This is a genomic window from Serratia sp. UGAL515B_01 (genome assembly GCF_033095805.1).
Classification (GTDB): domain Bacteria; phylum Pseudomonadota; class Gammaproteobacteria; order Enterobacterales; family Enterobacteriaceae; genus Chania.
The window spans coordinates 2,519,744-2,545,210 of sequence record NZ_CP109901.1 but is presented as its reverse complement, the minus strand read 5'-3'; the positions used below and the strand labels follow the sequence as shown (position 1 = coordinate 2,545,210).

The 25,467-nt window shown below is 48.4% G+C and carries 16 protein-coding genes and 1 pseudogene; 14 read left to right on the top strand and 3 right to left on the bottom strand.

The window, feature by feature from the left end; all coding sequences use genetic code 11:
- The first annotated feature begins 35 nt into the window (after positions 1-35).
- From ispG to OK023_RS11335, 7 genes are all read left to right on the top strand, one after another.
- Positions 36-1,160 carry a flavodoxin-dependent (E)-4-hydroxy-3-methylbut-2-enyl-diphosphate synthase gene (gene ispG, locus OK023_RS11365; protein ID WP_317692834.1) on the top strand — a complete coding sequence of 375 codons (1,125 nt, stop codon included), beginning with the start codon at positions 36-38 and terminating at the stop codon, positions 1,158-1,160.
- 196 nt (positions 1,161-1,356) lie between these two features.
- The gene (gene hisS, locus OK023_RS11360) at positions 1,357-2,631 is read left to right on the top strand and encodes a histidine--tRNA ligase (protein WP_317692833.1); all 1,275 of its coding nucleotides are present in this window, start codon (positions 1,357-1,359) and stop codon (positions 2,629-2,631) included.
- Positions 2,632-2,644: 13 nt separating this feature from the next.
- Positions 2,645-3,265 (top strand): YfgM family protein, encoded by a 621-nt coding sequence (locus OK023_RS11355; protein WP_317692832.1) that lies wholly within the window; start codon positions 2,645-2,647, stop codon positions 3,263-3,265.
- An 11-nt stretch (positions 3,266-3,276) separates the two neighbouring features.
- Positions 3,277-4,458: an outer membrane protein assembly factor BamB gene (bamB, locus tag OK023_RS11350; RefSeq protein WP_317692831.1), complete on the top strand. Its 1,182-nt coding sequence runs from the start codon at positions 3,277-3,279 to the stop codon at positions 4,456-4,458.
- Positions 4,459-4,638: 180 nt separating this feature from the next.
- Positions 4,639-6,129: a ribosome biogenesis GTPase Der gene (gene der, locus OK023_RS11345; RefSeq protein WP_317692830.1), complete on the top strand. Its 1,491-nt coding sequence runs from the start codon at positions 4,639-4,641 to the stop codon at positions 6,127-6,129.
- A 104-nt stretch (positions 6,130-6,233) separates the two neighbouring features.
- Positions 6,234-7,190, top strand: coding sequence for an AEC family transporter (locus OK023_RS11340; protein WP_317692829.1), 957 nt, complete (start codon positions 6,234-6,236; stop codon positions 7,188-7,190).
- A 13-nt stretch (positions 7,191-7,203) separates the two neighbouring features.
- Positions 7,204-7,428: a zinc ribbon domain-containing protein gene (locus OK023_RS11335; RefSeq protein ID WP_317692828.1), complete on the top strand. Its 225-nt coding sequence runs from the start codon at positions 7,204-7,206 to the stop codon at positions 7,426-7,428.
- A 61-nt stretch (positions 7,429-7,489) separates the two neighbouring features.
- Here the strand turns inward: OK023_RS11335 and OK023_RS11330 are convergent, their stop codons facing one another.
- Positions 7,490-8,572, bottom strand: coding sequence for a LacI family DNA-binding transcriptional regulator (locus OK023_RS11330; protein ID WP_317692827.1), 1,083 nt, complete (start codon positions 8,570-8,572; stop codon positions 7,490-7,492).
- A 345-nt stretch (positions 8,573-8,917) separates the two neighbouring features.
- Between OK023_RS11330 and OK023_RS11325 the strand changes: the two genes are divergently transcribed.
- Both OK023_RS11325 and OK023_RS11320 read left to right on the top strand, forming a co-directional pair.
- Positions 8,918-10,225, top strand: a complete 1,308-nt coding sequence (locus OK023_RS11325) for an MFS transporter (RefSeq protein ID WP_317692826.1) — start codon at positions 8,918-8,920, stop codon at positions 10,223-10,225.
- A gap of 11 nt (positions 10,226-10,236) precedes the next feature.
- The gene (locus OK023_RS11320) at positions 10,237-12,600 is read left to right on the top strand and encodes a glycoside hydrolase family 31 protein (protein WP_317692825.1); all 2,364 of its coding nucleotides are present in this window, start codon (positions 10,237-10,239) and stop codon (positions 12,598-12,600) included.
- A 242-nt stretch (positions 12,601-12,842) separates the two neighbouring features.
- Here OK023_RS11320 and OK023_RS11315 read toward each other — a convergent pair whose 3' ends face one another.
- The gene (locus OK023_RS11315) at positions 12,843-13,295 is read right to left on the bottom strand and encodes an IS6 family transposase (RefSeq protein WP_411569422.1); all 453 of its coding nucleotides are present in this window, start codon (positions 13,293-13,295) and stop codon (positions 12,843-12,845) included.
- 376 nt (positions 13,296-13,671) lie between these two features.
- Between OK023_RS11315 and OK023_RS11310 the strand changes: the two genes are divergently transcribed.
- Positions 13,672-17,931 (top strand): RHS repeat-associated core domain-containing protein, encoded by a 4,260-nt coding sequence (locus OK023_RS11310; RefSeq protein ID WP_317692824.1) that lies wholly within the window; start codon positions 13,672-13,674, stop codon positions 17,929-17,931.
- A 373-nt stretch (positions 17,932-18,304) separates the two neighbouring features.
- Positions 18,305-18,598 (top strand): annotated as a pseudogene (locus OK023_RS11305) (IS6 family transposase); the annotation flags it as partial.
- A gap of 101 nt (positions 18,599-18,699) precedes the next feature.
- Here the strand turns inward: OK023_RS11305 and xseA are convergent.
- Entirely contained in the window at positions 18,700-20,076 is a 1,377-nt protein-coding gene (gene xseA / locus OK023_RS11300) for an exodeoxyribonuclease VII large subunit (RefSeq protein WP_317692823.1), read from the bottom strand.
- Positions 20,077-20,245: 169 nt separating this feature from the next.
- Between xseA and guaB the strand changes: the two genes are divergently transcribed.
- The 3 genes from guaB (at position 20,246) to OK023_RS11285 (ending at position 24,780) form a co-directional block, all read left to right on the top strand.
- The gene (gene guaB / locus OK023_RS11295; RefSeq protein WP_317697663.1) at positions 20,246-21,709 is read left to right on the top strand and encodes an IMP dehydrogenase; all 1,464 of its coding nucleotides are present in this window, start codon (positions 20,246-20,248) and stop codon (positions 21,707-21,709) included.
- Positions 21,710-21,806: 97 nt separating this feature from the next.
- On the top strand, positions 21,807-23,384 hold the full coding sequence (guaA, locus tag OK023_RS11290; protein WP_317692822.1) for a glutamine-hydrolyzing GMP synthase: 1,578 nt from the start codon (positions 21,807-21,809) through the stop codon (positions 23,382-23,384).
- Positions 23,385-23,874: 490 nt separating this feature from the next.
- The gene (locus OK023_RS11285; protein WP_317692821.1) at positions 23,875-24,780 is read left to right on the top strand and encodes a hypothetical protein; all 906 of its coding nucleotides are present in this window, start codon (positions 23,875-23,877) and stop codon (positions 24,778-24,780) included.
- The last annotated feature ends 687 nt before the right edge of the window (positions 24,781-25,467 follow it).

The window sequence follows — 25,467 nt, the reverse complement described above, 5'->3', positions numbered from 1 at the left end:
TGTCGTTATGTCAGAGCAGCAGTGGAGAGTGAGTAATGCATAACCAAGCTCCCATTAACCGTCGCAAATCAACACGCATTTACGTCGGTAATGTACCTATTGGAGATGGTGCGCCGATTGCAGTGCAATCGATGACCAACACCCGCACCACCGATGTTGAAGCGACGGTTAATCAGATCAAGGCGCTTGAACGTGTGGGTGTCGACATCGTTCGCGTTTCAGTTCCTACCATGGACGCCGCCGAAGCGTTTCGTTTGATTAAGCAACAGGTAAATGTGCCGTTGGTTGCAGATATCCATTTCGACTACCGCATTGCGCTGCAGGTTGCCGAGTACGGCGTTGACTGCCTGCGTATCAACCCCGGTAATATCGGAAACGAATCGCGCATTCGTTCAGTGGTTGATTGTGCGCGTGACAAAAACATTCCGATTCGTATCGGCGTAAATGGTGGTTCGCTAGAAAAAGATATTCAGGAGAAATACGGCGAACCTACGCCAGAGGCGTTGCTGGAATCAGCCATGCGCCACGTTGATATTCTTGATCGTCTCAATTTCGACCGGTTCAAGGTGAGTGTAAAGGCGTCTGATGTGTTTCTGGCCGTGCAATCATATCGACTGTTGGCCGCACGTATCGATCAACCGTTGCATTTGGGCATAACTGAGGCCGGTGGTGCCCGCAGCGGCTCTGTAAAGTCAGCGATTGGCCTTGGTATGCTGTTGGCTGAAGGGATTGGCGATACGCTGCGCATTTCGCTAGCGGCCGATCCTGTAGAAGAAGTAAAGGTGGGTTTCGATATTCTGAAATCATTGCGCATCCGCGCCCGTGGTATCAATTTTATTGCATGCCCAACCTGTTCACGTCAGGAGTTCGATGTTATAGGCACCGTCAATGCTCTTGAGCAGCGCCTGGAAGACATTATTACCCCGATGGATGTTTCCATCATTGGCTGCGTGGTGAATGGGCCGGGCGAAGCGTTGGTGTCTACTCTGGGTGTGACGGGGGGACACAAGAAGAGTGGTTTTTACGAAGATGGCGTACGCCAGAAAGATCGCTTTGATAACGAACAGATGATCGACCAATTGGAAGCCAAGATCCGTGCCAAGGCAACGATGCTCGACGAATCAAATCGTATAGCGATTAACCTGCTGGAAAATAAATAAGCCATAATTAACTGCATTCGCGATACAGGCAGTTCTAACCCTGTAGCGTTTGAAAGCGATATATAATCGGTACTGCGGTTTTTTTAGCCCTCCGATTCATGTGTCCGGGGACTTTAACTGCGCATCCACGTTGAACAGCGGATGAAAAAGTCCCTATAATCAGATTCATTTTATTTAAAACGGACAGAGAACTCACGTGGCAAAAAACATTCAAGCCATTCGCGGCATGAACGATTACCTGCCGGAAGAAACGGCACTGTGGCAGCGGATTGAAGGCACACTTAAGCAAGTGCTGAGCGGCTATGGGTATAGCGAAATCCGGTTGCCGATTGTAGAGCAGACTCCGTTATTTAAACGCGCCATCGGTGAAGTAACCGACGTAGTTGAAAAAGAGATGTATACCTTTGATGATCGCAATGGTGAAAGCCTGACGTTGCGTCCAGAAGGAACGGCTGGTTGTGTACGCGCCGGTATCGAACATGGTCTGCTGTACAATCAGGAACAGCGTCTATGGTACATCGGCCCGATGTTTCGTTATGAGCGCCCGCAGAAGGGGCGCTATCGTCAATTCCATCAGTTAGGAGCAGAAGTTTTTGGTTTGCAGGGGCCTGACATTGACGCTGAACTGATCCTGCTGAGTGCTCGTTGGTGGAGAGCATTGGGCATTGCTGAACACGTCAAATTGGAGCTGAACTCCATCGGCTCGCTGGATGCGAGAGCCGAGTATCGTGAAGCATTGGTCGTTTTTCTGGAGCAGCATCAGGAAAAACTGGACGAAGACTGCAAGCGTCGCATGTATAGCAACCCGTTGCGCGTACTAGACTCTAAAAATCCCGAAGTGCAAACCTTGCTAAACGACGCACCACGTCTTTCCGAATATTTAGACGAAGGATCTAAAGCTCACTTTGCCGGATTGTGTGAACTTTTACGGCATGCCGGCATCCCATATACCGTTAACGAACGTCTGGTGCGTGGCCTGGATTATTACAACCGCACGGTCTTTGAGTGGGTAACGACCAGCTTGGGTGCTCAGGGGACAGTTTGTGCCGGTGGTCGTTATGATGGTTTAGTCGAACAGTTAGGAGGGCGTGCCACACCTGCTGTTGGTTTTGCCATGGGGATGGAACGCCTTGTGCTGCTTGTTCAAGCCGTGAACCCAGATTTCAAAGCAGCTGCAACGGTCGACGTTTATATGATCTCTTCCGGTGCGGGTACTCAGAGTGCTGCTATGCTCCTGGCAGAGCAGGTGCGTAATGCAATACCGCAGATTAAGTTGATGACCAACCACGGCGGCGGCAACTTTAAAAAACAGATCACCCGAGCGGATAAATGGGGGGCGCGCATTGCCCTGATCCTGGGTGAAAATGAAGTGGCAGCGCAGCAGGTTGTGGTTAAAGACCTGTGCAGTGGTGAACAAGAAACGCTGGCGCAAAGTGAAATCGCTGCGCGTCTGGCTTTGATGTTAGGTTAAGGAGAAGGACACCGTGGAAGTCTATACCACTGAAAACGAACAGCTTGACGCCGTGCGCCGGTTCTTTGCTGAAAATGGCAAAGCCTTGGCTGTGGGGGTTGTGCTCGGTATTGGTGCCCTGCTTGGCTGGCGTTATTGGCAGAGCCACCAAAACTCCAGCATGATAGCCGCCTCCCAGTCTTTTGAACAGGCGAGCACTGCACTGGGATCCGGTAAGGCCGAAGGTGTTGCTGTAGCAGAGACGTTTATCCAGGCTAACAGCAACAGTTATGGTGTATTTGCTGCATTGCATTTGGCGCAGCATTTTGCCCAGCAAAATGATTTTGCCAAAGCGGAGCAACAATTGGTGATGGCGCAAAGCCAGGCCAAGGATGAAAACTTGTTGGCTATGGTTAACCTTCGCTTGGCTCGTGTGCAGTTGCAGCAGAAAAAACTGGATGAAGCCCTGAAAACGCTGGATGGCGTGAAAGGTGAAGGCTGGATAGCAATGCTGCAAGATGTGCGTGGAGACGTACTGCTGGCGAAAGGCGATGTCAAAGGTGCGCGCGAGGCTTACAGCAAGGGTATTGAATCCAATAACTCTCAGGCGCTTACAGCAGTAATGCGCATGAAACTGAATAACTTGTCCAGCTAAGGGGAATTCCCATGCAATTGCGTAAAACACTCTTGGTCGGGCTGATTTCCGTTGCCATGCTAAGTGGTTGTTCGCTGTTCGGCGGCGAAGAAGATGTGGTTACCATGTCACCGTTGCCAAAAGTTGAAAATCAGTTCACACCTAACAAGGTGTGGAGCACGTCTGTTGGTAATGGTGTTGGTGAGTATTATTCCCATCTACGTCCAGCCTATCAGAATAACACCGTTTATGCAGCCGATCGTCGTGGCATAGTGAAAGCATTGGATCTAACCGACGGTAAAGAAAAATGGAAGGTTGACCTTTCTGAAAGTAAAGGGATGCTTTCCAGTAATCAACACGCACTGCTGTCTGGTGGAATGACTGCTTCTGGTTCCAACGTCTATGTCGGCAGCGAAAGAGCGATAGTCTATGCGCTTAATGCTCAAGACGGTAAAGTGGCATGGCAAACCAAAGTAGCCGGTGAGTCGATTTCTCGTCCGGTGGTTGCCGATGGCATGGTATTGATCCATACCACTAATGGTCAACTTCAGGCATTAAATGAGGCTGATGGTACCATCAAATGGACGGTCAACCTGGACACTCCTACGTTGTCATTGCGTGGTGAGTCAGCTCCAGCAGTCGCCTTTGGTGCCGCAGTTGTCGGTAGTGATAATGGTCGCGTTAACGCCGTGCTGATGCAGCAGGGTCAGTTGATCTGGCAGCAACGTATTTCCCAGCCGAGTGGTGCAACTGAAATTGGTCGCTTGAACGATGTTGATACAACCCCAGTAATTGTTGATAACGTCGTTTATGCAGTGGGTTACAATGGTAACCTTGCCGCGTTGGATCTGCGTTCAGGCCAAATATTATGGAAGCGTGACATGGGTTCCATTAACGATTTTATCGTTGATGCGGGCCGTATCTATGTAGTCGATCAAAATGATCGCATCGTTGCTTCCAATGCCGAAGGTGGGGTGAATCAGTGGACTCAGAGTGATCTACTGCATCGTAATCTGACCGCGCCTGTGTTGTTTAACAGCTATCTGGTGGTTGGGGATGCGCAAGGCTATCTGCACTGGGTCAATACGACAGATGGCCGCTTTGTGGCACAGGTGAAAGTGGATAGCTCCGGTTTCCTTTCTGCACCAATCGTTGCGGGCGACAAGTTGCTGATCCAGGCGCGTGGTGGCAAAGTTTATGCCTTCAGTCGTTAGCAGGTTGTATACCCGGTAGATCGCAAATTTGTGGCTCCTGATTCATTGGCGCTGCAATTTGGAAGATTTAGGGGATAACGGCTCCTGACATTCAGGGGCCGTTTCGTATTTAAAACTATGTTGCCGTTGCCTATTGCGCTGCATAGTAATGCTTTGATTATCAAGTAATGAGGCTTCAACATGATACCTGTCGTCGCGCTGGTCGGGCGCCCGAATGTGGGTAAATCCACCTTGTTCAACCGTTTAACACATACGCGCGATGCGCTGGTGGCGGATTTTCCCGGGCTAACACGAGACCGCAAGTATGGTCGTGCTGAAGTAGAGGGCAACGAATTCATCATTGTTGATACTGGTGGTATTGACGGAACGGAAGACGGCGTAGAGACCCGAATGGCTGGCCAATCGCTGTTGGCGATTGAAGAAGCCGATATAGTGCTGTTCATGGTGGATGCCCGTGCCGGATTGATGCCCGCAGATCTGGGCATTGCACAGCATTTGCGTAGCAGAGAGAAAGCGACGTTTGTGGTCGCCAACAAAACCGATGGTATTGACCCTGACACAGCTACTGCTGACTTCTACTCACTGGGGTTAGGAGAGGTTTATGCCATTGCTGCTTCCCATGGTCGAGGTGTCGCGCAACTCATTGAACATGTTTTGGTGCCCTTTATCCCCGCAAAGCCAGAAGAAGTTGAGCTGACAGAAGAAGAGGCTAATGCTGCCTACTGGGCAGAGCAGAATGGCGAAACCGATGAAGATGATGAAGGCGAAGAACCTGAGGATGATTTCAACCCACAGGATCTGCCGATCAAACTGGCGATTGTAGGCCGCCCTAACGTAGGCAAATCTACACTGACTAACCGCATTCTTGGCGAAGAGCGTGTTGTGGTGTATGACATGCCGGGTACCACTCGCGACAGTATCTATATTCCGATGGTTCGTGATGAGCGTGAATACGTGTTGATCGATACTGCAGGGGTGCGCAAACGTGGCAAAGTGACCGAAACCGTTGAAAAGTTTTCTGTCATTAAGACGTTACAGGCGATTGAAGACGCTAACGTTGTTTTGTTAGTCATTGATGCACGCGAAGGTATTTCCGATCAGGATCTGTCATTGCTTGGTTTTATCCTCAATAGTGGGCGTTCACTGGTGATTGCGGTCAATAAATGGGACGGCATGAGTGAGGAAGATCGTGAGCACGTAAAAGAGATGCTCGATCTGCGTTTGGGCTTTGTCGACTTCGCTCGTGTGCACTTTATTTCCGCGCTGCATGGCAGCGGCGTGGGTAATTTGTTCGAGTCGGTACAGGAAGCCTACGAGTGTGCGACTCGTCGTGTTAATACCTCGATGCTTACCAAAATTATGCAGATGGCTACTGATGACCATCAGCCGCCGTTGGTACGTGGCCGCCGCGTGAAGCTGAAATATGCACATGCTGGTGGATATAATCCGCCGATTGTAGTGATCCACGGTAATCAGGTAAGCGATCTTGCTGATTCTTACAAACGTTACCTGATGAATTACTTCCGTCGTTCACTTAATGTGATGGGTACACCGATCCGCATTCAGTTTAAGGAAGGTGAAAATCCGTTTGCGGGTAAGCGCAATACCTTGACTCCGAATCAAATGCGTAAGCGTAAACGTTTAATGAGCCATTTGAAAAAGTCAAAATAATAAAAACAGGGCGCAGAAATAATTCTTCGCCCTGTTTTTATCCGGTTTAATTCGTTCTATTATTTGCCGATTATTAACTCTTTATTACCTCACGAAGGAACGTAATGTCCTGGGAAACATGGAGTTTTGCATTCAACGTTACCGTCCCTAATTTATTGATGATGTTATTGGGTATTCTGCTGCGCCATTTGCGGCTGATGGACGACCTTTTTATCGATGGGGCCACCAAGCTGGTATTCAATATAGCTTTACCTTGTCTGCTATTTTTCGGCATTGCTACCAACCATCCACAGCTGAGCGATAATCTTTTTCTGGTGATTTATGGCGCTATAGGGACGATTGTTACCTTCCTGTTGTTGGAAGTATCTGCCAAGTGGTTGGTGGCAGATCCACGTGAGCGCGGTGTGTTTGTCCAGGGGGGATTTCGCGCCAATACCGGAATACTTGGTTTGGCTTATGCAATGACTGCCTATGGCGATGAGGGCGTTGCCATAGGTTCTCTGTATCTGACAGTGACGGTACTCTTGTTTAATGTGCTGTCGGTTATTACGCTGACACGCAGCCTGCATAGTGGTGAGGGTAAGAAAATACAGCACCTTCCGCTGCTGCGCAGTATCGTGACTAACCCGCTTATTTTGGGGCTGCTCAGCGGATTGGTGTATTCACAAACCGGGCTTGGTATTCCACAGATGATTGAACAGACGGGCGGTTATATCTCCGGTCTTTCATTACCTTGGGCTTTATTGTGCACGGGAGCCAGCCTGGATCTGCGAACTTTTCTCCGCTCTTCTAACGTCGCAATGTTGTCGTCATCCGCTAAACTGTTTTTTGTGCCAGCGTTCATGACGCTCGGTGGATGGTTGTGTGGTTTCCATGGTGTTACGTTGGGGATCATTTTTATGTTTTCAGCGACGCCAACCGCAGCGGGCAGCTACGTGATGACACGCGCTATGGGTGGGAATTCAGCACTGGCGGCGAATATTATTGCAATCACCACCGTGGGTTCATTTTTTACCACCGCATTGGGGATTTACTTTTTACGCTTATGGAACCTAATTTAGAACGGGATGAAAAATGAACGTCTTATGCCCGGTGTGCGCTCATCCGATGAATTGGGTGAATGACCATTACCATTGCCAAAGCTGCAACTGCGATTACCGGCAGTTTGCCGACTGCCCCGACTGTGGTCAGCCATTGCAGGTGTTGAAAGCCTGTGGGGCTGTGGACTACCTATGCCAAAATGGCCACGGGCTGATTTCCAAAAAACGGGTGAAGTTTAGGTTAGATTGTCTCCCTTAATTGTTCATGCTGTTAGCATCTAGCTCAGGGGCAAAGTCTATCACCCGCCATGCTGAAAGCATCAGGCGTCATAAAGCTTGTGGTGGTGCGTGCTCACTGCGGGGGTCACTCTATTCGGGCTGAGGCGTTTGACAGAGGCCTGCACCACTAGCCTCCCGTGTAATAACATATTGCACGGTGGTGCGTTTGGGCGCAGCATCCGACGCTGCAGGAGAGCGATAGCCTCAACGCCTAACTCATCACGGGGTACATGGACGGAGGTTAGCGCGATATCGTGGATCTCTGCCAGATTAAAGCCATCGGTACTCATGACGGAAATATTCCCAGGCACGTTAATTTGCATTTTCCTCAGTGCATTGACTGCACCAACAGCCATATAATCGCCACCAGCCAGGATTGCTGTGGGTAATTGTGCACGATCGCTAATACCGTTAATAAAAGTGTTAATCGCCTGTTCGGCTTCTTCGCTGCCAAAACCGGAAGTCGTCACCAGATATTGGCTATCGTCAAACGGAATATTATGCCGAGCATAGGCTTGCTTGATACCTGCCAGACGCAGTTCCATCGTGTTACGCCGTAGGCATTGCAAATTAAGGATACGGCTGTGGCCCTGTTGGAAAAGATAGTTGGCCGAGTATTCTCCAATCAGCTGGTGATCCGGCGAAACACTATCCAGCCGCATTTGGCTGTCAGTGCAGTTAATCAGGATACAAGGTTTATTCAGGTCTGCTGCGAGGGTGTGAATGTGTTCATCATCAATGCCGATGATAAGCACCGCTTCAGTTTGCGGATCATTCATTTTTTCCAGAAACAGTGCGCTATTACTGTGCATTTCTTCTAACCCGCAATAGCGGATCCTCACATCATGGTCTGCCAGTGCTAACGCGATACCCTGGATCACTTTGTAGTAAAAGATATCGGTACGCACGTCGAAGGCACGTTGAGGAGCAAATACTGTTACGTTGTTCAACATCAGTCTACCGTTAGAAATGCCTTGCAGAATACCGTTCTGCTGCGCGCACATCAGTACCTGATGCCGTGCTTTTGCACTGGTATTGGATTTGCCTGCCAGTACACGTGAAACAGTGCTGATTGAAAGCCCTGTCTGGCGGGCAATTTCTTTTATTTTCAGCTTTCCGTTCATTTTGTGATCCCCTTCAAATTAGGCTGTGAGAATATTTTCATGTTGCTCATCTACACTACAGACGGCTTTCTATGGCCATAATGATGAGATTTTAACTCGCTTGTGAAAATTTTTGCAAAAATCGCCATTTCGCTTGTTCATTCCGCTGGTTAGGCTGCTTTGGTACACCAATTTTATAGATTTATCAGTCCAATCCCTGGTCTGTAATACAAATAAAACAATATTAAATCATAGGGTTGTCATAGCAATTGACGTCGCATCTTTGACTGTTGTTGCCAAAACGCTGTTAACACAACCTAAAAGTGTGCTCTACCTAAAAGGCGCATCGTCGCCACGGAGAAAAATATGAGTGTAGAAATCAGTCAAACGGTTGCACAAAGCACCCGGCGTAAATTTAAATCGCTACGCTGGTGGATGTTGGCTTTATTTCTGTTGGGCGTGACGGTCAACTATATTACCCGCAACTCACTGGGTATTTTGGCTCCAGAGCTGAAAACTAGCCTCAATATGACCACCGAACAATACTCTTGGGTGGTTGCCTCATTTCAACTGGCTTATACCGTGTTTCAACCGATCTGCGGCTGGTTAATCGATGTTATCGGTCTGAAAATGGGGTTCCTGATTTGTGCCAGCATTTGGGCCGTAGTGTGTATGTTGCATGCCGGAGCGGGAACCTGGTTTCAACTGGCAATCCTGCGTTTTTTCATGGGGGGAGCGGAAGCGGCCGCTACACCCGGCAACGCCAAGGCGATCTCTGACTGGTTCCCGAAAAAAGAGCGGCCGATTGCCGCTGGCTGGGCGGGTGTGGGTTTCTCGATTGGCGCTATGTTGGCACCGCCAATTATTGTTATTGCTCATGTTTCTTTTGGTTGGCAGGGGGCTTTCCTGTTCTCCGGTGGTTTGGCGCTGGCTTGGGTCGTTCTGTGGTGGGCGTTTTATCATTCACCACAGCAGCACCCGAATCTGAGCCAAAAAGAATTTGATCTGATTAATGAGGATAACGAACCGGTACTGCCAAAACTGCCTTTCTTCAAATCTTTAGCGATCTTGTGCAAAAACAAAAAATTTTACGGTATTGCTATCCCGGCATTTCTTGCCGAACCGGCCTGGGCGGTTTTCAGCTTCTGGGTACCGCTGTATCTGGCCACCGAGCGCGGTATGGATCTCAAGCAGATCGCCATGTTTGCTTGGCTGCCGTTCCTGGCAGCAGACATCGGTAGTGTTGCCAGTGGCTATCTCACTACCCTGTATCGCAAATGGTTTGGCTGCTCCCGTGTTAATTCGGTGGTGGCCAGCTCGGTAACAGGGGCTTTCATGATGGTATCACTGGCATTTGTGGCGATCACTAAAGACCCTTACATTGCCATTGCGCTGATTTCCGTTGGTGGTTTTGGTCATCAGGTGATCTCCTGTATGTTGAGCGCGCTGGTAGTGGAATCTTTCGATAAGAACCAAATGGCAACGGTGAACGGTATGCGTGGCTCCAGTGCCTGGATCGCCAGCTTTCTGTTTACGCTATTGATTGGTGCTGTCTCTGACACCATCGGCTTCAATCCACTTTTCGTCGCTATGGGTTTCTTTGATCTGATTGGTGCTCTGTTCCTGATTGGTTTGATCGCGGAACGCGGCAAAAAACCATCACCTTCTGTTTAAGTTGGATGCATATGAAAACGTTAAAAAACTGGACATTGGCGGGGGAGTACGCCGATCGTGTAGAACTGCTGGTGGATGAGCGCCACCTGTTCTGCCTGTATGTCCTGGAAAACAATCTGTTCCGCGTGCTGATTAAGCGCAATGGTGAGTTAGCTCTGGACCGAACCTGGAGTATCGCTCCGCAGGAGGATGTGCCATGGGAAGGGCGTGAACGTCTCAGTGTGGCTGGTTTCGGCTTACCGGGTTACCACCTGCAACAGCAGGGTGAAACCATGACGGTGGCAACTGCGCAGCTGCGGGTGACCATACACCAACCGCTGTGGCTGGAGTGGGAATATTGTAACCCTGCGGGAGAATGGTTGCCGTTGGCGGCGGACCGTCCAACCAGCGCTTACTTGCTTAATGCGCATGGCGACGGTGTGGCGCACTACCAGCGTCGATTCAACGGTGAGCGTTACTACGGGCTGGGTGAGAAAACCGGCGATCTGGAACGTTCTGGTCGCCGCTTTGAGATGCGTAATCTCGATGCTATGGGGTATAACGCCGCGAGCACCGACCCGCTGTATAAACATATTCCGTTCACTATCACGCACCGTGAAGACGTCAGCTTCGGGGTATTCTACGACAACCTGAGTAGCTGTTGGCTGGATCTGGGTAATGAGATCGACAACTACCATTTGGCTTACCGCCGTTATCAGGCCGAAGCGGGCGACCTGGATTATTACCTGTTCCTTGGCCCACGTGTACTCGATGTGACTAAAGCGTTTGTGCGCCTGACCGGTAAAACGCATTTTGGGCCCAAATGGAGCCTGGGTTATAGCGGTTCCACCATGCACTATACCGATGCACCGGATGCGCAACAGCAACTGCAAAAGTTTATTCAGCTTTGCCGTGAACACGCTATCCCGTGTGATTCGTTCCAGCTCTCTTCCGGTTATACCTCGATTGCTAACAAGCGTTACGTTTTTAACTGGAACTACGACAAGGTGCCGCAGCCGAAACAATTGAGCAAGGCGTTCCACGATGCCGGACTGAAACTGGCGGCGAATATCAAACCCTGCCTATTGCAGGATCACCCACAGTATCAGCAGGTGGCTGAACAGGGCTTGTTTATCCGTGATTCAGAAAGTGATAGTCCTGAGCGTTCCAGTTTCTGGGATGACGAAGGTTCACACCTCGACTTTACCAATCCGGAAACGGTGCGTTGGTGGCAGCAGGGGGTGACTGAACAATTGCTTGAAATGGGGATTGATTCAACCTGGAACGACAACAACGAATACGAAGTATGGGACGGTGAGGCACGCTGCTACGGTTTCGGCAAACCGATTGCCATCAAACATATTCGCCCGGTTATGCCGTTACTCATGATGCGTGCTTCCCTTGAGGCGCAGCAACGTTTCGCACCGCACTTGCGGCCTTATCTGATCTCTCGTTCAGGCTGTGCCGGTATGCAGCGCTATGTGCAGACCTGGAGCGGCGATAACCGTACCAACTGGCAAACCCTGCGTTACAACACCCGTATGGGGTTGGGGATGAGCTTATCTGGATTATATAACGTCGGGCATGACGTAGGTGGATTCTCCGGCGATAAACCGGATGCGGAACTATTCGTACGCTGGGTACAAAACGGGGTAATGCACCCTCGTTTTACCATCCACTCGTGGAATGATGATGCGACCGTTAACGAACCCTGGATGTATCCATCAGCAACACCAATGGTCCGCGAAGCGATCAATCTGCGTTACAGCCTAATGCCTTATTTTTATACGCTGTTATGGCAAGCCAGTGCCGACGATGAGCCAATGCTGCGGCCAACGTTCCTCGATCATGAACACGACAAGCGTACTCTGCGCGAGTGCGATGATTTCCTGATTGGCCGCGATCTGCTGGTGGCCAGTGTGGTAGAGCAGGGACAGCGCCAGCGTGAGGTTTATCTACCCGATAACGGTGACGGTTGGTACTGCTTCTATAGTGGCCAATGGTACAGTGGTGGTCAGAGCATTGTTCTTGATGCGCCACTGGAACGCTTACCACTGCTGGTTCGCGCCGGAGCTGGCGTGCCGCTGTCACAACGTTTAGGGCATGTGGATAACGCCGCAGATGATAGCCGCCAGTTACGGCTGTTCCCCACCAAGGGGGCTGGGCGCTCTTCAGGGTTATTGTTTGAAGATGACGGTGAAAGCTATGATTGGCAGCAGGGTAACGCGCTGTGGCTGCGCTGGGAGGCGGTGAGTGACAATCAGCGTATTACGTTGAGCATCACAACCGAGGGTGACTTTAAGCCAGCGTGGCAAACGCTGAGTATTGTTCTGCCCGATGGCGAGACGCGTGAATTGTGGGTCAACGGCGTTTGCCGGGATGTCTATAGGCTGTGATTTAGGTTGATTCACAACTCTACTATTGAGCAGTCTCTGAATATACCACGTCTTACGTATGCAACGCTTTCGTCTATGTCAGGCTGATATAATGGGAATTGCCGTAAAGATGGTAGTGTTGTCTGAAACCACAATTAACGGCGGGGGGAGGGATCAAGGAGGAGCTCTGCACCTGCCGTCTATGCTTACACGCTCTGTCCACTACGTGGATACCCTCGCTGAGTCAGCCCGCCAATGATAGGTCACCATCCTTTTACTGAAACATAAAATAACGTTAGGCTGTGTCCCTTAACTGTTTGGGTTCGTCGAAAGGATTTGAATCCCAGTATCGGGCGTATCTGCCGTTTAATATTTCGGTGATCTTGCTCAACCAGGTTGTTTAGGTATTTACTCTGCCTGTCCGTAATCGTTTTCTCATTGGGTTTGTCGACGTTGAGCGCAGCCAACGCTGTGGTGTTGGCACCACGTTTATCGATAGTGACCACCTCGGGTTCGCCATGATGACCAATAGCTTTGCGAAAGAAGCGCAATGTAGCTGCAGCGTCCTGTTTGGCGGTTAGCAGGAAGTCAATGGTCTGGCCGGTGGAATGGTCAACGACAATACCGCGTTCGGCCATTATCTCTTCCAGGTTACGCAAACTCAGTGAGTAAACCAGATACCAGCGAACACATTGCGCGATACCGGCAAGTGAAATCGCAGATCAACATATTCGTATTCAGATCCCGGTAGAAACCGTGTTTATTTTTTCAATATAGAATTTAGGCTTGGAATTACCAAGGATAGGATACTTGATACGATAATTATCGACATGAATGCCCGCAAAGTGTTCTTATCGAATCACACTGGCAGAAGAACTTAATGTTACGGAGATTCAGTTGCACTATATCGCAGCGGACCATTATGACATTCTCCTTCAGTGGGCTGCAGAATATTCCAGAGGGTAAGAAAAAATGAGTATGGGTGAATGAAGTTATACCCCCGGTGTAATAATACCAAATTGGCAAAATATGTGATATGTGAGAAAAACCTGTTCAACATAAACAGCAGTTTCAGAGAGAATAATTGACAGTATGGCTGAAGGAAACACAATAGGAACACTTGTCAACCAATCCAGCCCCAACTCATCGGGCGGTGACACTAATCCTCCTGTAGGCAGAGAAGACCTCCATGTTCCGTACTCTAATATCATGAGGATACCGCCCAGTACAAAACCGAAATTAACACGAGCGGAACAAGACTCGCTTGCACGGGATCGTCAAGCAGAGATACAGGCACAACTCTCTAAAATTCCAACGCCAGAGGAAGTGACAGACCCTATACATACAGGGTTGGATCTCGCTTCTCTTATTCCTGTTGCAGGCTCTGTCGCCGACATTTTCAACGGTTCACTTTATTATGGAGAGGGTCGCTATGGTGAGGCTACCTTGTCGTATCTTTCCGCACTGGTGGATTGGTTTCCAGGTGCGGCAGAGATAACAAAAGGTGTTAAGTATGGCTATAAAGGGATTAAAGCAGGGATCAAGACATTCGTAAAAGAGGAAAAGTTTGTTGTAAAAGAGGAAAAGTTTGTTGCAAAGGCAGTGAGAAAAACGGAAAGAAATACTAAGAGTAAAACCAGCAGAACAGATGAGGGCTTTCAGGTCAAGGATAACAAGAAGGGAAAACCCGGTAACCGCAAGGACTGTCCGAGAGCTGGCAACCCGGTCAACCCGGTGTTGGGCATCAAGTTTATGGCGGGTGAAACCGAACTTGATTTTTTTTTACCGGCCGCCTTACCACTTTTCTGGCAGCGTAGTTACTATTCTGACCAAATCGGTAATGGCTGGTTCGGGCAAGGTTGGTCGTTACCCTTCTCAATGCGTTTACTACGCAAGGATAATGACATAGTTTTAGTGAATGAGCAGGGGAGAAAAATTAAATTACCTCATCTTGACATAGGGCAAAATCGATTCGACCGCCATGAGCAATTCTTTTTTGCACGGGAAGAGAATGGCTGCTATTGTGTCACAACGTCAGACCGCCAACTACAATATCTATTTTCTCCACTTGACTTAGGAGAAGACGACCCACAGGGAAATAGAGCACCATACCTTCCTCTGATTGCCATACAGGACACCAATGGCAACCTTATTCGGTTATTCTATAACGATGTCGGATTGCCAGTGATAATTCAGGATGCCGCAGATCGCTGGCTAGAGCTGCGGTTTATCACGCTTCAACTGTCTGATGGCAACAAAACGCATCGCCTGCAAAGCGTCGTTTTATTAAGTGACAGGGTGAACCCGGCAGAAAAGAATAATAAATCACAACCAGAAACATTGGTAAGTTATCAGTATTCAGCCGAAGGCGATCTAATCGGGGTTTATGATGAACGAGGGCAGATTAGACGCAATTTTTCATATTTTAATCACATGCTTACCGAACATAGCCAGCCTGGTGGTCTGGTTGCCCGTTACGAATATGATGTCTATACCCTTAAAGGCAAGGTCGTTCGGCATACCACTAATTTGGGACAAGTCTGGCTGTTCGATTATCGTGATGGGGAAACAAGAGTTACTGACCCCCTACAACGTGTTACGTGCTATCAGTACAATGCCGATCAGACATTCACCGGTTTTGTCGATGCTCAGGGGCATGTTACCCAAGCAAAGCTGGATAATCTCAACCGCCCCGTTACTTTTATTACACCCGGTGGGCAGCAGACACACTATACTTATAATCAATACGGCAAAGTAACTACCTTTACCGACACTGCTGGTCACCGTACAACCTTCTGCTACAATTCTCAACAACAACTCACGACCATAACCGATGTGATGGGCCATACTACTTATTATGAGTATCACCCAGAAAACAACTCGAAAAGTATTATTAACCCACAAGGGCAGCGCACGAAATATATTTATGAGCACCGGGGATTAGCTACGGCAATAAAAAGTAGTCAGGGTTTATTACGTCAGATGAGCTATAACTCTGCAGGGCTGCTGACTTCTTGGACCGATTGTTCCGGCAATACGACACACCTGACTTATGACGCCAGAGCGTGTATCGCTACTATTACCTCCCCAGATGGCACATTGGCGGATTTTACCCATAATCTTCAGGGAAAACGGCTCACGAGTTTATTTGCTGATGGTTCGAAAGAGTATTGCACCTATGACTCATTGGGTCGTCTAATAGGACGACGGGATGCATTGGGTGCACAGACTGCCTGGCAATTGGATATTGATGGACTACCGCTTAAACGTATTAATGCTAGTGGTGAAAGCTTTCATTATCAATACGATCTCGCTCGCCGATTGGTTAAGTTAATCAACGAAAACGGGTCTGAATATCGTATTAACTATGATGAAAATGATAACATTATTTGTGAAAAAACCTTTGATAACGCGGTTATCCGCTACCGTTATAACGCTAATGGGCAATTGATTGAAAAAAAAGAACTTGGTTTGCCAGTACCAGGAAAACAAGAGAAAGGGATACTTACAACCCTGCGATATGATGCATTGGGGCGTGTTGTTGAGAAAATCATCTGGAATGAAGCCCTAAATTCCAAGGTTCATAACTATTTCGAATATAACGCCGCTGGGCTACTGACACGAGCTCAAAATGCCCACAGCATTATCAAGCGCCACTACAATACATTGGGGCAATTAGTATCGGAAACCTGTGAAGTCATGGGGCAAAGTCAAACTATACAGCATGAGTATGATGATAATGGCCAACGCAGTCGAACTCTGCTGCCCGACGGGACACAATTAGATTATCTCTATTATGGGCCCGGCCATTTGCTTCAAATTAACGTCGATGGGGAGATAATGTGTGAAATTGAGCGGGATAACATGCACCGTGAAATCAATCGTACCCAAGGAAAGCTGACGAGCCATTTTCGTTACAGTCCGACAGGACAACTAATTAGTCAGCACGCTGTAGCTAACATCGGCGACACAGATTTTATATCCCCGAGCATATTGCGGCGCTATCAGTACGATAAAGCAGGAAATTTAAAAATAATGTCCGACATGTACGGAGGAGAAACACTCTACCAATATGACTTGTTAGGCAGATTAACTAAATGTGGCGAAGAAAGCTTTGCATTCGATCCCACGCATAATCTGATTGATTCTAGTGCTAAATTTGATAATCAAAAACTGGAAAATAACCACCTCATTCGCTATCAAAACAATCATTATATTTATGATTGTTTCGGAAACCTTAGTGAAAAAATTACAGATGGCGGGAAGTATGTTTACTTATATTATAATCCTGAGCATCAACTTGAACGCATCGAGGTAATTGAGGACGGAAATCATAACCGTACAACAGAATACGGTTATGATGCATTAGGAAGACGGATTTACAAGAAAAATCAAGATAATCTGTTTATATTTTTATGGGATAACGATCATTTGGTGAATGAGAGTAGCGCGGATCAAACTATCACATATTTGTATGAAAAAGACAGCTTCATACCGCTGGCACAAATTGTAACACACCCCAAAATGGCGAAAAAAATTTACTATTATCATAACGACCAAATCGGTACCCCGCGGGAAATGACGACGCAAGATGGTCAAATAATTTGGAGAGCATGCTACAAAGCATGGGGAAAAATGCAGCAGCAGGAATTACCATGGCAGAAGAACCCTAGCGTGTCACTGCCTCAACCGCTGCGTTTCCAGGGACAATATCACGATGAAGAGAGTGGATTACATTACAACCGATATCGTTACTATGATCCAGATATTGGACGCTTTATTACTCCTGATCCCCTCGGCTTAGTTGGCGGCGAAAACCCTTATCACTATGCGCCTAATCCCACTGTATGGGTTGATCCCTTAGGGTTGATGAATGAACCGGGTAGATCGTCAGGCATAAGCTCAGGAAATATCGGGGCAGCAAGCTATGCATTTGATCAGCGGACTAAAAATATGACGGTAAAAACGCACGGTATGCCTTTTGCTACCCAAACTGACAAACTGGCATCCGGTTCATCACTGACAAAACAAGTTCAAGACGTTGTTAATAAAAATGGCGGCCATGTTAACCGAGTCACCTTACAGAGTTGTTATAGCGCAGTCGGAGGTCCAGCATCCCAAGCTCAACAATTAGCCAACAAACTTGGTAAACCGGTTACCGGTTATACTGGAAAATACACCGATGAGATTAGGGGAGGTGCTACCCGAGCACTGGACGGTTCAGGTGGAAATACCAAAATGTTTCAACCTTCAAGCTCAGACATTGGTAAAACTATGAGTTCCGCCTTAAATAAGGCAGGAAATTCTGTATCGAAGGGAGTTTATAACGCTTCCAAGATATTTAAAGGGTAAATACTGATTCTGTCGCATTAACGCGTTGTTAGGGAATATAAAGCTAAGTGATATCATTGGCGCTAACAACGACAAACAATGGTTCGGTTCCGGTGATAGCGTCATCGATGTTTGCTGAAGATAGGCGATTCATTGGGGTTCAGGATGTGCGCCTGGTACAGGCGGGACTTTGCCCGCCACCGGCGAATTGGAACAAGGTCATTACCCGGGGTTCCAAGCTCAGCATGCTATAGCTGAAGAGCAACGTCGGTTTGATGCTGGATAGGATAGGCAATCGGATGACAACCATGACGCCTGGCAGGTTTATATAGCAGTTGTGTCGTATTAAGGCATCGTCGGGTAACATGCCGTATTTTTATGGTGTTACTTACTCATGCCTTTGATCCGAAATGCCTTTAGTCGCCCACGTTACCCTATCTATGTTATCGCGCTATGTGTTCGCTGGTATCTGGCTTACTCACTGAGCTTGCGTAATCTGGAAGAGATAATGGCCGAACGCGGTATTGTCGTCGACCATTCCACGCTTCACCGATGAGTAATTCGCAAAGCTATTTGTCATCATGGCTAACCCAAGGTGATCACCATCGATAAACAAGGTGCCAACACCACGGCGTTGGCTACGCTCAACGTCGACAAACCCAATGAGAAAACGATTACGGTCAGGCAGAGGCTTTGTTGAATAAATCGAACTTCTGACTGCAATCAGGATCAGATCACCACATTTCTGATCCTTAGGCACTCTTAATGTCCGATTCATTGAGTAGGTTCTTATTTTACCACACGTTTCTTGCGCGTTTTTTTCGCTACTTTGATGCTTTTCACTTCGCTTTCTACCCAACCATCCTGCAGGCGGGTGGTTAACATTTCCCCGACCTGTGCCTGTTTGGTGGTTTTCAGCAATTCCCCCCGCGGCGTTTGCGTCACGCTGTAACCCCGCGCTAATGTCGCCAATGGGCTGACCGCTTCCAATTGGCTACAGGCGACGCCAAAGCGCTGGCGATAGGCATTGAGCTGACGTTCCATCCCTTGCTGCAAGCGGTATTCCTGCTGCTGAATACGCTGTTGCAAACGGTGAATTCTGTTCATCGGCTGTGACTGCGCCAAACGTTGCTGAACGCGCTCGCTTCGCCTTGATGAGAACCGCAGTTGCTGCTGCATGCTCTCTTCTAGGCGGCGCTGTAACTTTAATAACAGTGTCTGTTGCCGAGCCAGTCGTAGGTGAGGATGTTGTTGCTGTAAGCGATGATTGAGGCGGGTGAAGTGCTGTTGGCGTTGCGCCAGATAATAGTCCATCACCATTTCCAGCCGCTGTTGTTGTGACTGCAACTGTCGCAACAGCTCCAACTGATTGCGGCTCACCAGTTCAGCGGCGGCAGAAGGGGTTGGCGCACGCAGATCGGCAACAAAGTCGGCAATGGTAACGTCGGTTTCGTGGCCGACGGCGCTGACAATGGGAATACGGCTGGAGAAAATTGCCCGTGCGACGCGTTCGTCGTTAAAGCTCCACAAGTCTTCCAGCGATCCCCCACCGCGGCCAACGATGAGTACATCACATTCAGCACGGCGGTTAGCGGTTTCTATCGCTTTCACAATCTGCAATGGCGCTTCTGCACCCTGCACGGAAGTGGGGTAAATCACAATTGGCAGGGAAGGATCACGCCGTTGTAACACCTGCAAAATATCGTGCAGTGCAGCACCGCTGGAGGAAGTAATGACCCCAATGCACCTAGCCGGGCTTGGTAACGGCTGCTTGAATTGCTGATCAAATAGCCCTTCTGCGGCAAGATGCTGTTTAAGCTGTTCGAACTGCTGTTGTAAGAGGCCGTCACCGGCAGGTTGCATGCTTTCGGCGATCAGTTGGTAATCACCGCGGGGTTCATACAACGTGATACTGGCACGAACCAGAACCTGTTGGCCATTTTGTGGGCGAAAGGTGGTGCGGCGATTAGTGGTGCGGAACATGGCACAACGCACCTGAGCACGGTCATCTTTCAGTGTGAAATACCAATGGCCTGAGGAGGGCTGAGAGAAGTTAGAGATCTCGGCAGAGAGCCAGATCTGCCCCATTTCCATTTCCAACAGTTGTCGAACCGTCTGGTTAAGGCGGCTTACGGTAAAAATGGACGGCGAAGTAGGTAGTGACATGTGACTCAGGTCAAATTCCGAAACAACAACTTAATTTTTCGATACTACAGCGCTTTTGAAGGTAATCAAGAAGTTTTGCGAGAAAGTGCTGGAGGCAATCGATTACGCTCTGTATAATGCCGCGGCAATATTTTATCTTTTCCGCATCCACCCTGGTGAGATATTGCCCATGCTACGTATCGCTAAAGAAGCTCTGACGTTCGACGACGTTCTCTTGGTTCCAGCCCACTCTACTGTCCTGCCTAACACGGCAGATCTCGGTACTCAACTGACCAAAACCATCCGCCTGAATATCCCTATGTTGTCCGCCGCCATGGATACCGTAACCGAATCTCGTCTGGCTATTTCGCTGGCGCAGGAAGGTGGATTGGGCTTTATTCATAAAAATATGCCGATTGAGCGCCAAGCGGAAGAAGTTCGCCGCGTGAAAAAGCATGAAAGTGGCGTAGTTACGGACCCACAGACCGTAACGCCATCAACTACGCTTGCAGAAGTTAAAGAACTTACCGTGCGCAACGGTTTTGCGGGTTACCCGGTGGTGACCGAAGACAATGAACTGGTTGGGATCATTACTGGCCGTGACGTGCGCTTCGTGACCGACCTGAACCAACCGGTTACTGCGGTGATGACGCCTAAAGAGCGTTTAGTGACCGTCAAAGAAGGTGAGGCACGTGAAGTCGTGCTGCAGAAAATGCACGAAAAACGTGTTGAAAAAGCGTTGGTGGTAGACGACAGCTTCCACCTGCTTGGTATGATCACCGTAAAAGATTTCCAGAAAGCAGAACGTAAACCCAACGCTTGTAAAGATGAGCATGGCCGCCTACGTGTAGGCGCAGCGGTAGGGGCTGGTGCCGGTAACGAAGAACGTATCGATGCTTTAGTTGCTGCGGGTGTTGATGTCCTACTGATCGACTCTTCCCACGGCCATTCCGAAGGTGTGCTGCAACGCATCCGCGAAACCCGCGCCAAGTACCCCGATTTGCAAATCGTTGGTGGTAATGTTGCCACCTCCGCCGGAGCTAAAGCTCTGATGGAAGCCGGTGTTAGCGCGGTAAAAGTGGGGATCGGCCCGGGTTCTATCTGTACTACACGTATCGTGACTGGCGTGGGTGTTCCCCAAATCACCGCGATTGCTGATGCAGTGGAAGCGCTGGAAGGAACCGGTATTCCGGTCATTGCTGACGGTGGTATCCGCTTTTCTGGCGATATCGCTAAAGCCATTGCTGCCGGAGCTTCCTGCGTGATGGTCGGCTCCATGCTGGCAGGTACAGAAGAGTCCCCAGGTGAAATCGAACTGTATCAAGGCCGCTCATTCAAGTCTTATCGCGGTATGGGTTCTCTGGGCGCGATGTCCAAAGGTTCCTCCGATCGTTACTTCCAGACCGATAATGCCGCTGATAAATTGGTACCTGAAGGTATCGAAGGCCGAGTGGCTTACAAAGGCATGTTGAAAGCGATCGTACACCAGCAGATGGGTGGCCTGCGCTCCTGTATGGGCTTGACCGGTTGCGCTACCATCGATGAGTTGCGTACCAAGGCTGAGTTTGTTCGCATTAGCAGTGCCGGTATTCAGGAAAGCCACGTGCATGATGTGACCATTACTAAAGAATCACCTAATTACCGCATGGGTTAATGCTCTGCTCCCCTGAGGGGAACATGGGATAAGAGAACGTATTCTTGTCCCAAAAATCTTTTTTGCTCTTTTTATCTGTTGCTGGAATTTGCCCCACATGACAAAAAATATTCATAAACATCGTATCCTTATCTTGGATTTCGGTTCGCAATATACCCAACTGATTGCCCGCCGTGTGCGTGAGATCGGTGTTTACTGTGAACTTTGGGCCTGGGACGTCAGCGAAGAGCAGATCCGCGAATTCAATCCTAGCGGCATCATCCTTTCCGGCAGTCCGGAAAGTACCACTGAGCTAAACAGCCCACGGGCACCCGAATATGTGTTTACCGCCGGTGTGCCAGTGTTTGGTATCTGCTACGGCATGCAGACCATGGCGGTGCAACTGGGTGGCCACGTGCAGGGTTCCAATGAGCGTGAATTTGGTTATGCGCAGGTAGAACTCATCACACAAAGTGCGCTGACCCGTGATATTGAAGACGCTATCGGTTCGGCAGGAAAACCTGTATTGGACGTATGGATGAGCCACGGTGATAAAGTCACTGCTATTCCATCTGACTTTGTGACCATTGCCAGCACCGATACTTGCCCGTTTGCCATTATGGCCAACGAAGAAAAACGTTTTTACGGTGTGCAGTTTCACCCAGAAGTTACGCACACCCGCCAGGGGCAGCGTCTCTTAGAACGTTTTGTCCTGGATATCTGTGGTTGTGAAGCGTTATGGACGCCAGCTACCATCATCGAAGACGCTGTTCAGCGCATTCGTGAACAGGTTGGCGAGGATCACGTGATCCTCGGTTTGTCTGGCGGTGTAGATTCTTCTGTTACCGCTATGCTGTTGCACCGTGCCATCGGTAAGCGTCTGACCTGTGTGTTTGTGGATAACGGTCTGCTACGCCTTAACGAAGCCGACCAGGTACTAGCAATGTTTGGCGATCATTTCGGCCTGAACATTGTTCACGTTGCGGCAGAGAATCGTTTTTTGAGCGCCTTGGCTGGGGTTGATGAACCTGAAGCTAAACGCAAGATCATTGGCCGCGTATTTGTCGAAGTGTTTGACGAAGAAGCGTGCAAGCAAAGCGAAGTGAAATGGTTGGCACAGGGGACAATCTACCCGGATGTGATTGAGTCGGCCGCTTCTGCTACCGGTAAGGCGCATGTGATCAAATCACACCATAACGTGGGCGGTTTGCCGAAAGAGATGAAACTGGGTCTGGTTGAACCGCTGAAAGAGCTGTTCAAAGATGAAGTGCGCAAGATTGGTCTGGAACTGGGCCTGCCATATGACATGCTCTACCGTCACCCTTTCCCAGGGCCGGGTCTGGGCGTACGCGTATTGGGCGAAGTGAAAAAAGAGTACTGCGATCTGCTGCGCCGTGCCGACGCGATCTTCATCGAAGAATTGCACAAAGCCGATCTTTACAACAAGGTGAGTCAGGCTTTCACCGTGTTCCTGCCGGTGCGTTCTGTTGGCGTGATGGGCGATGGCCGTAAATACGATTGGGTGGTTTCACTGCGTGCAGTAGAAACCATCGATTTTATGACCGCTCACTGGGCACACCTGCCTTACGATTTCCTAGGCCGCGTCTCTAATCGTATCATCAACGAAGTGAATGGCATTTCCCGCGTCGTTTATGATATCAGCGGTAAACCACCCGCGACGATTGAGTGGGAGTGATCCTGAACTCGGCATAGACCGTAACATGATTGCAGTTGGCGACCAAACGGGATACCTCAGCCGCCTTGCGTTTCTTCCGCAAGGCGTTTTGTCACTAGGGTCGATACGAGATCTCGTCACTAAAAATAGTGTTGTCTTGATGAAAATCTACACACCGAAATGTCAAGTGGCGAATACGCCTGATCCGGAGATTCAACTTCTTTTCGGCAAGCCTAAACGGTATTGACCGGGGCGAAGTGGTTAATATGCTATGTAAAGAGCAAATTAAGTATTCGGAAGAAGAAGTGGTATCTTCGGCAGACATGTTTTATCTTCTGGTAGCTTAAAAAATCCACCAAATTTTCGCTAAGTCAGGTGCCTTAGTAGGAAAAAACAAAATTCGATTAATTATTAAATAATTGGTTCACCTATCTGAAATATACTTCAGTAAGTATCTGATAAAAATATTGTTATACGGAAAGGCGACGAATGCAAATGAGGAAAGTCAGCAATGACCATGCAGGATAAAAATTTAGGCATCATGATGTATATTGACAACTCGCAGAGGATGCTAAAAGAATTTGACTGGATTTATAAAAGCTGGATTTATAGTGGTTGTTGGGCAACATCAGACCTGATTGTGGTTCATCATCCTGCACTGAGTGAGCAACTGCCGAAAGAACCCGGTATTATCTTGATCCCTCAGGAGCCATTTTCACAAGGCTCTCCCCAGTTTCATGGTTATAATTTTATCAATTCCATTGCTTGTCTCATAGGCCCACACATTGATCCGATACTGAAACAGTATCAATGGTTGCTACGCACAGATGCCGATGTTTTCCTAACCCCTAATATGGCAAACTTTAAGCCGAATTTTCCGGTATATGGCCGAGGTAATTACTATTTCTTGGCAGAGTTCCGTGAAAAAATGCTCGATTTTTGCCACCGACATGGCGTTGAACATAGGCACCGCTTTGGGTGTGGTCACTCAGTAATCCTAAGTACTGAATTAATGATTCCATTCCTGCAACGCCAGATGTATTGGTGTCAACAGTTAGTTGAGGAGTTTGGAACCGATAAAACAAACTGGGGGACTTGGCCAGGATGGTACCGTGGTGTGTTATCGATGTATGCTGCTGAAATTACTGCCAACGAACGTTGGGAAGACTATCTGAGAAACAGTCGCGAGCGCATTTTAGATATGGAAAGCTTCAACGATAATGTTATCGATACTCTAACGCTACATATTCATGCATCCCAAGTCGACAATGATTTTTCCAAGTACCGTTACTTCGAGGGTAAATATGACGGTATCGACCCCGACACGCTTGATCGTAACCGTATCCCCCAATACTGTATGTGGATCTGTCTGACATCTATTGAAGACATCAAAGCACAGGCTGGTTATCCTTGGTAAAAGTCTAAATCACTTTTCACAATAGTGGTCCACTTTACGCTATGCCTTGAACTGTGAGAATTCGCAGCCTCAAACCACAGAGGCAAGTATTTGCACAGTTTTTAAGTACATAATAATGGTTTTATAAAAAAACTAAAATTATCAACGGCATAGCTATGGTGAAGTGGACACTATGCTGTCAGTGTGTGCCAACAGAAAAATGAAAGAGGTGTTCAACGGATAATTATCGGTATTCATCTGATAAAGCCAATCTTTCAGGTTTATATCGTTTCTCTACAGGGTGAGGATAAAGCTAACAACATACTTACCCGTGAGAAACTGATGGATTGTATCGTTCAACCGCCACCGTCCATGGTGATCAAGTATTCATATGTTGATCACTGGATGGTTAGGAGACTGGAAAGGAGTTTTAAAAATTACCTGACCATGAATTCTGTTACTCTGTTGTACCGAACCCTATCCAATGAGGGTGAAAAGTCTGATGCCTTTTGTAGGTAAAATACCTTTTTTGCCTATTTTTTAAGCTTAAATCCATTTTCCAGACCAACGTGCAAAGCATAGGCGATCAGCCAGTCTGGTTCACGAGCGTTTTTTTGATTTTTACTCTGTGGTTTTGCATTCTGTCGGGCAGCGCGAACACCCCGGTAATGCAAAATGTGACGAACTTATATACGTCTGAATTATTTC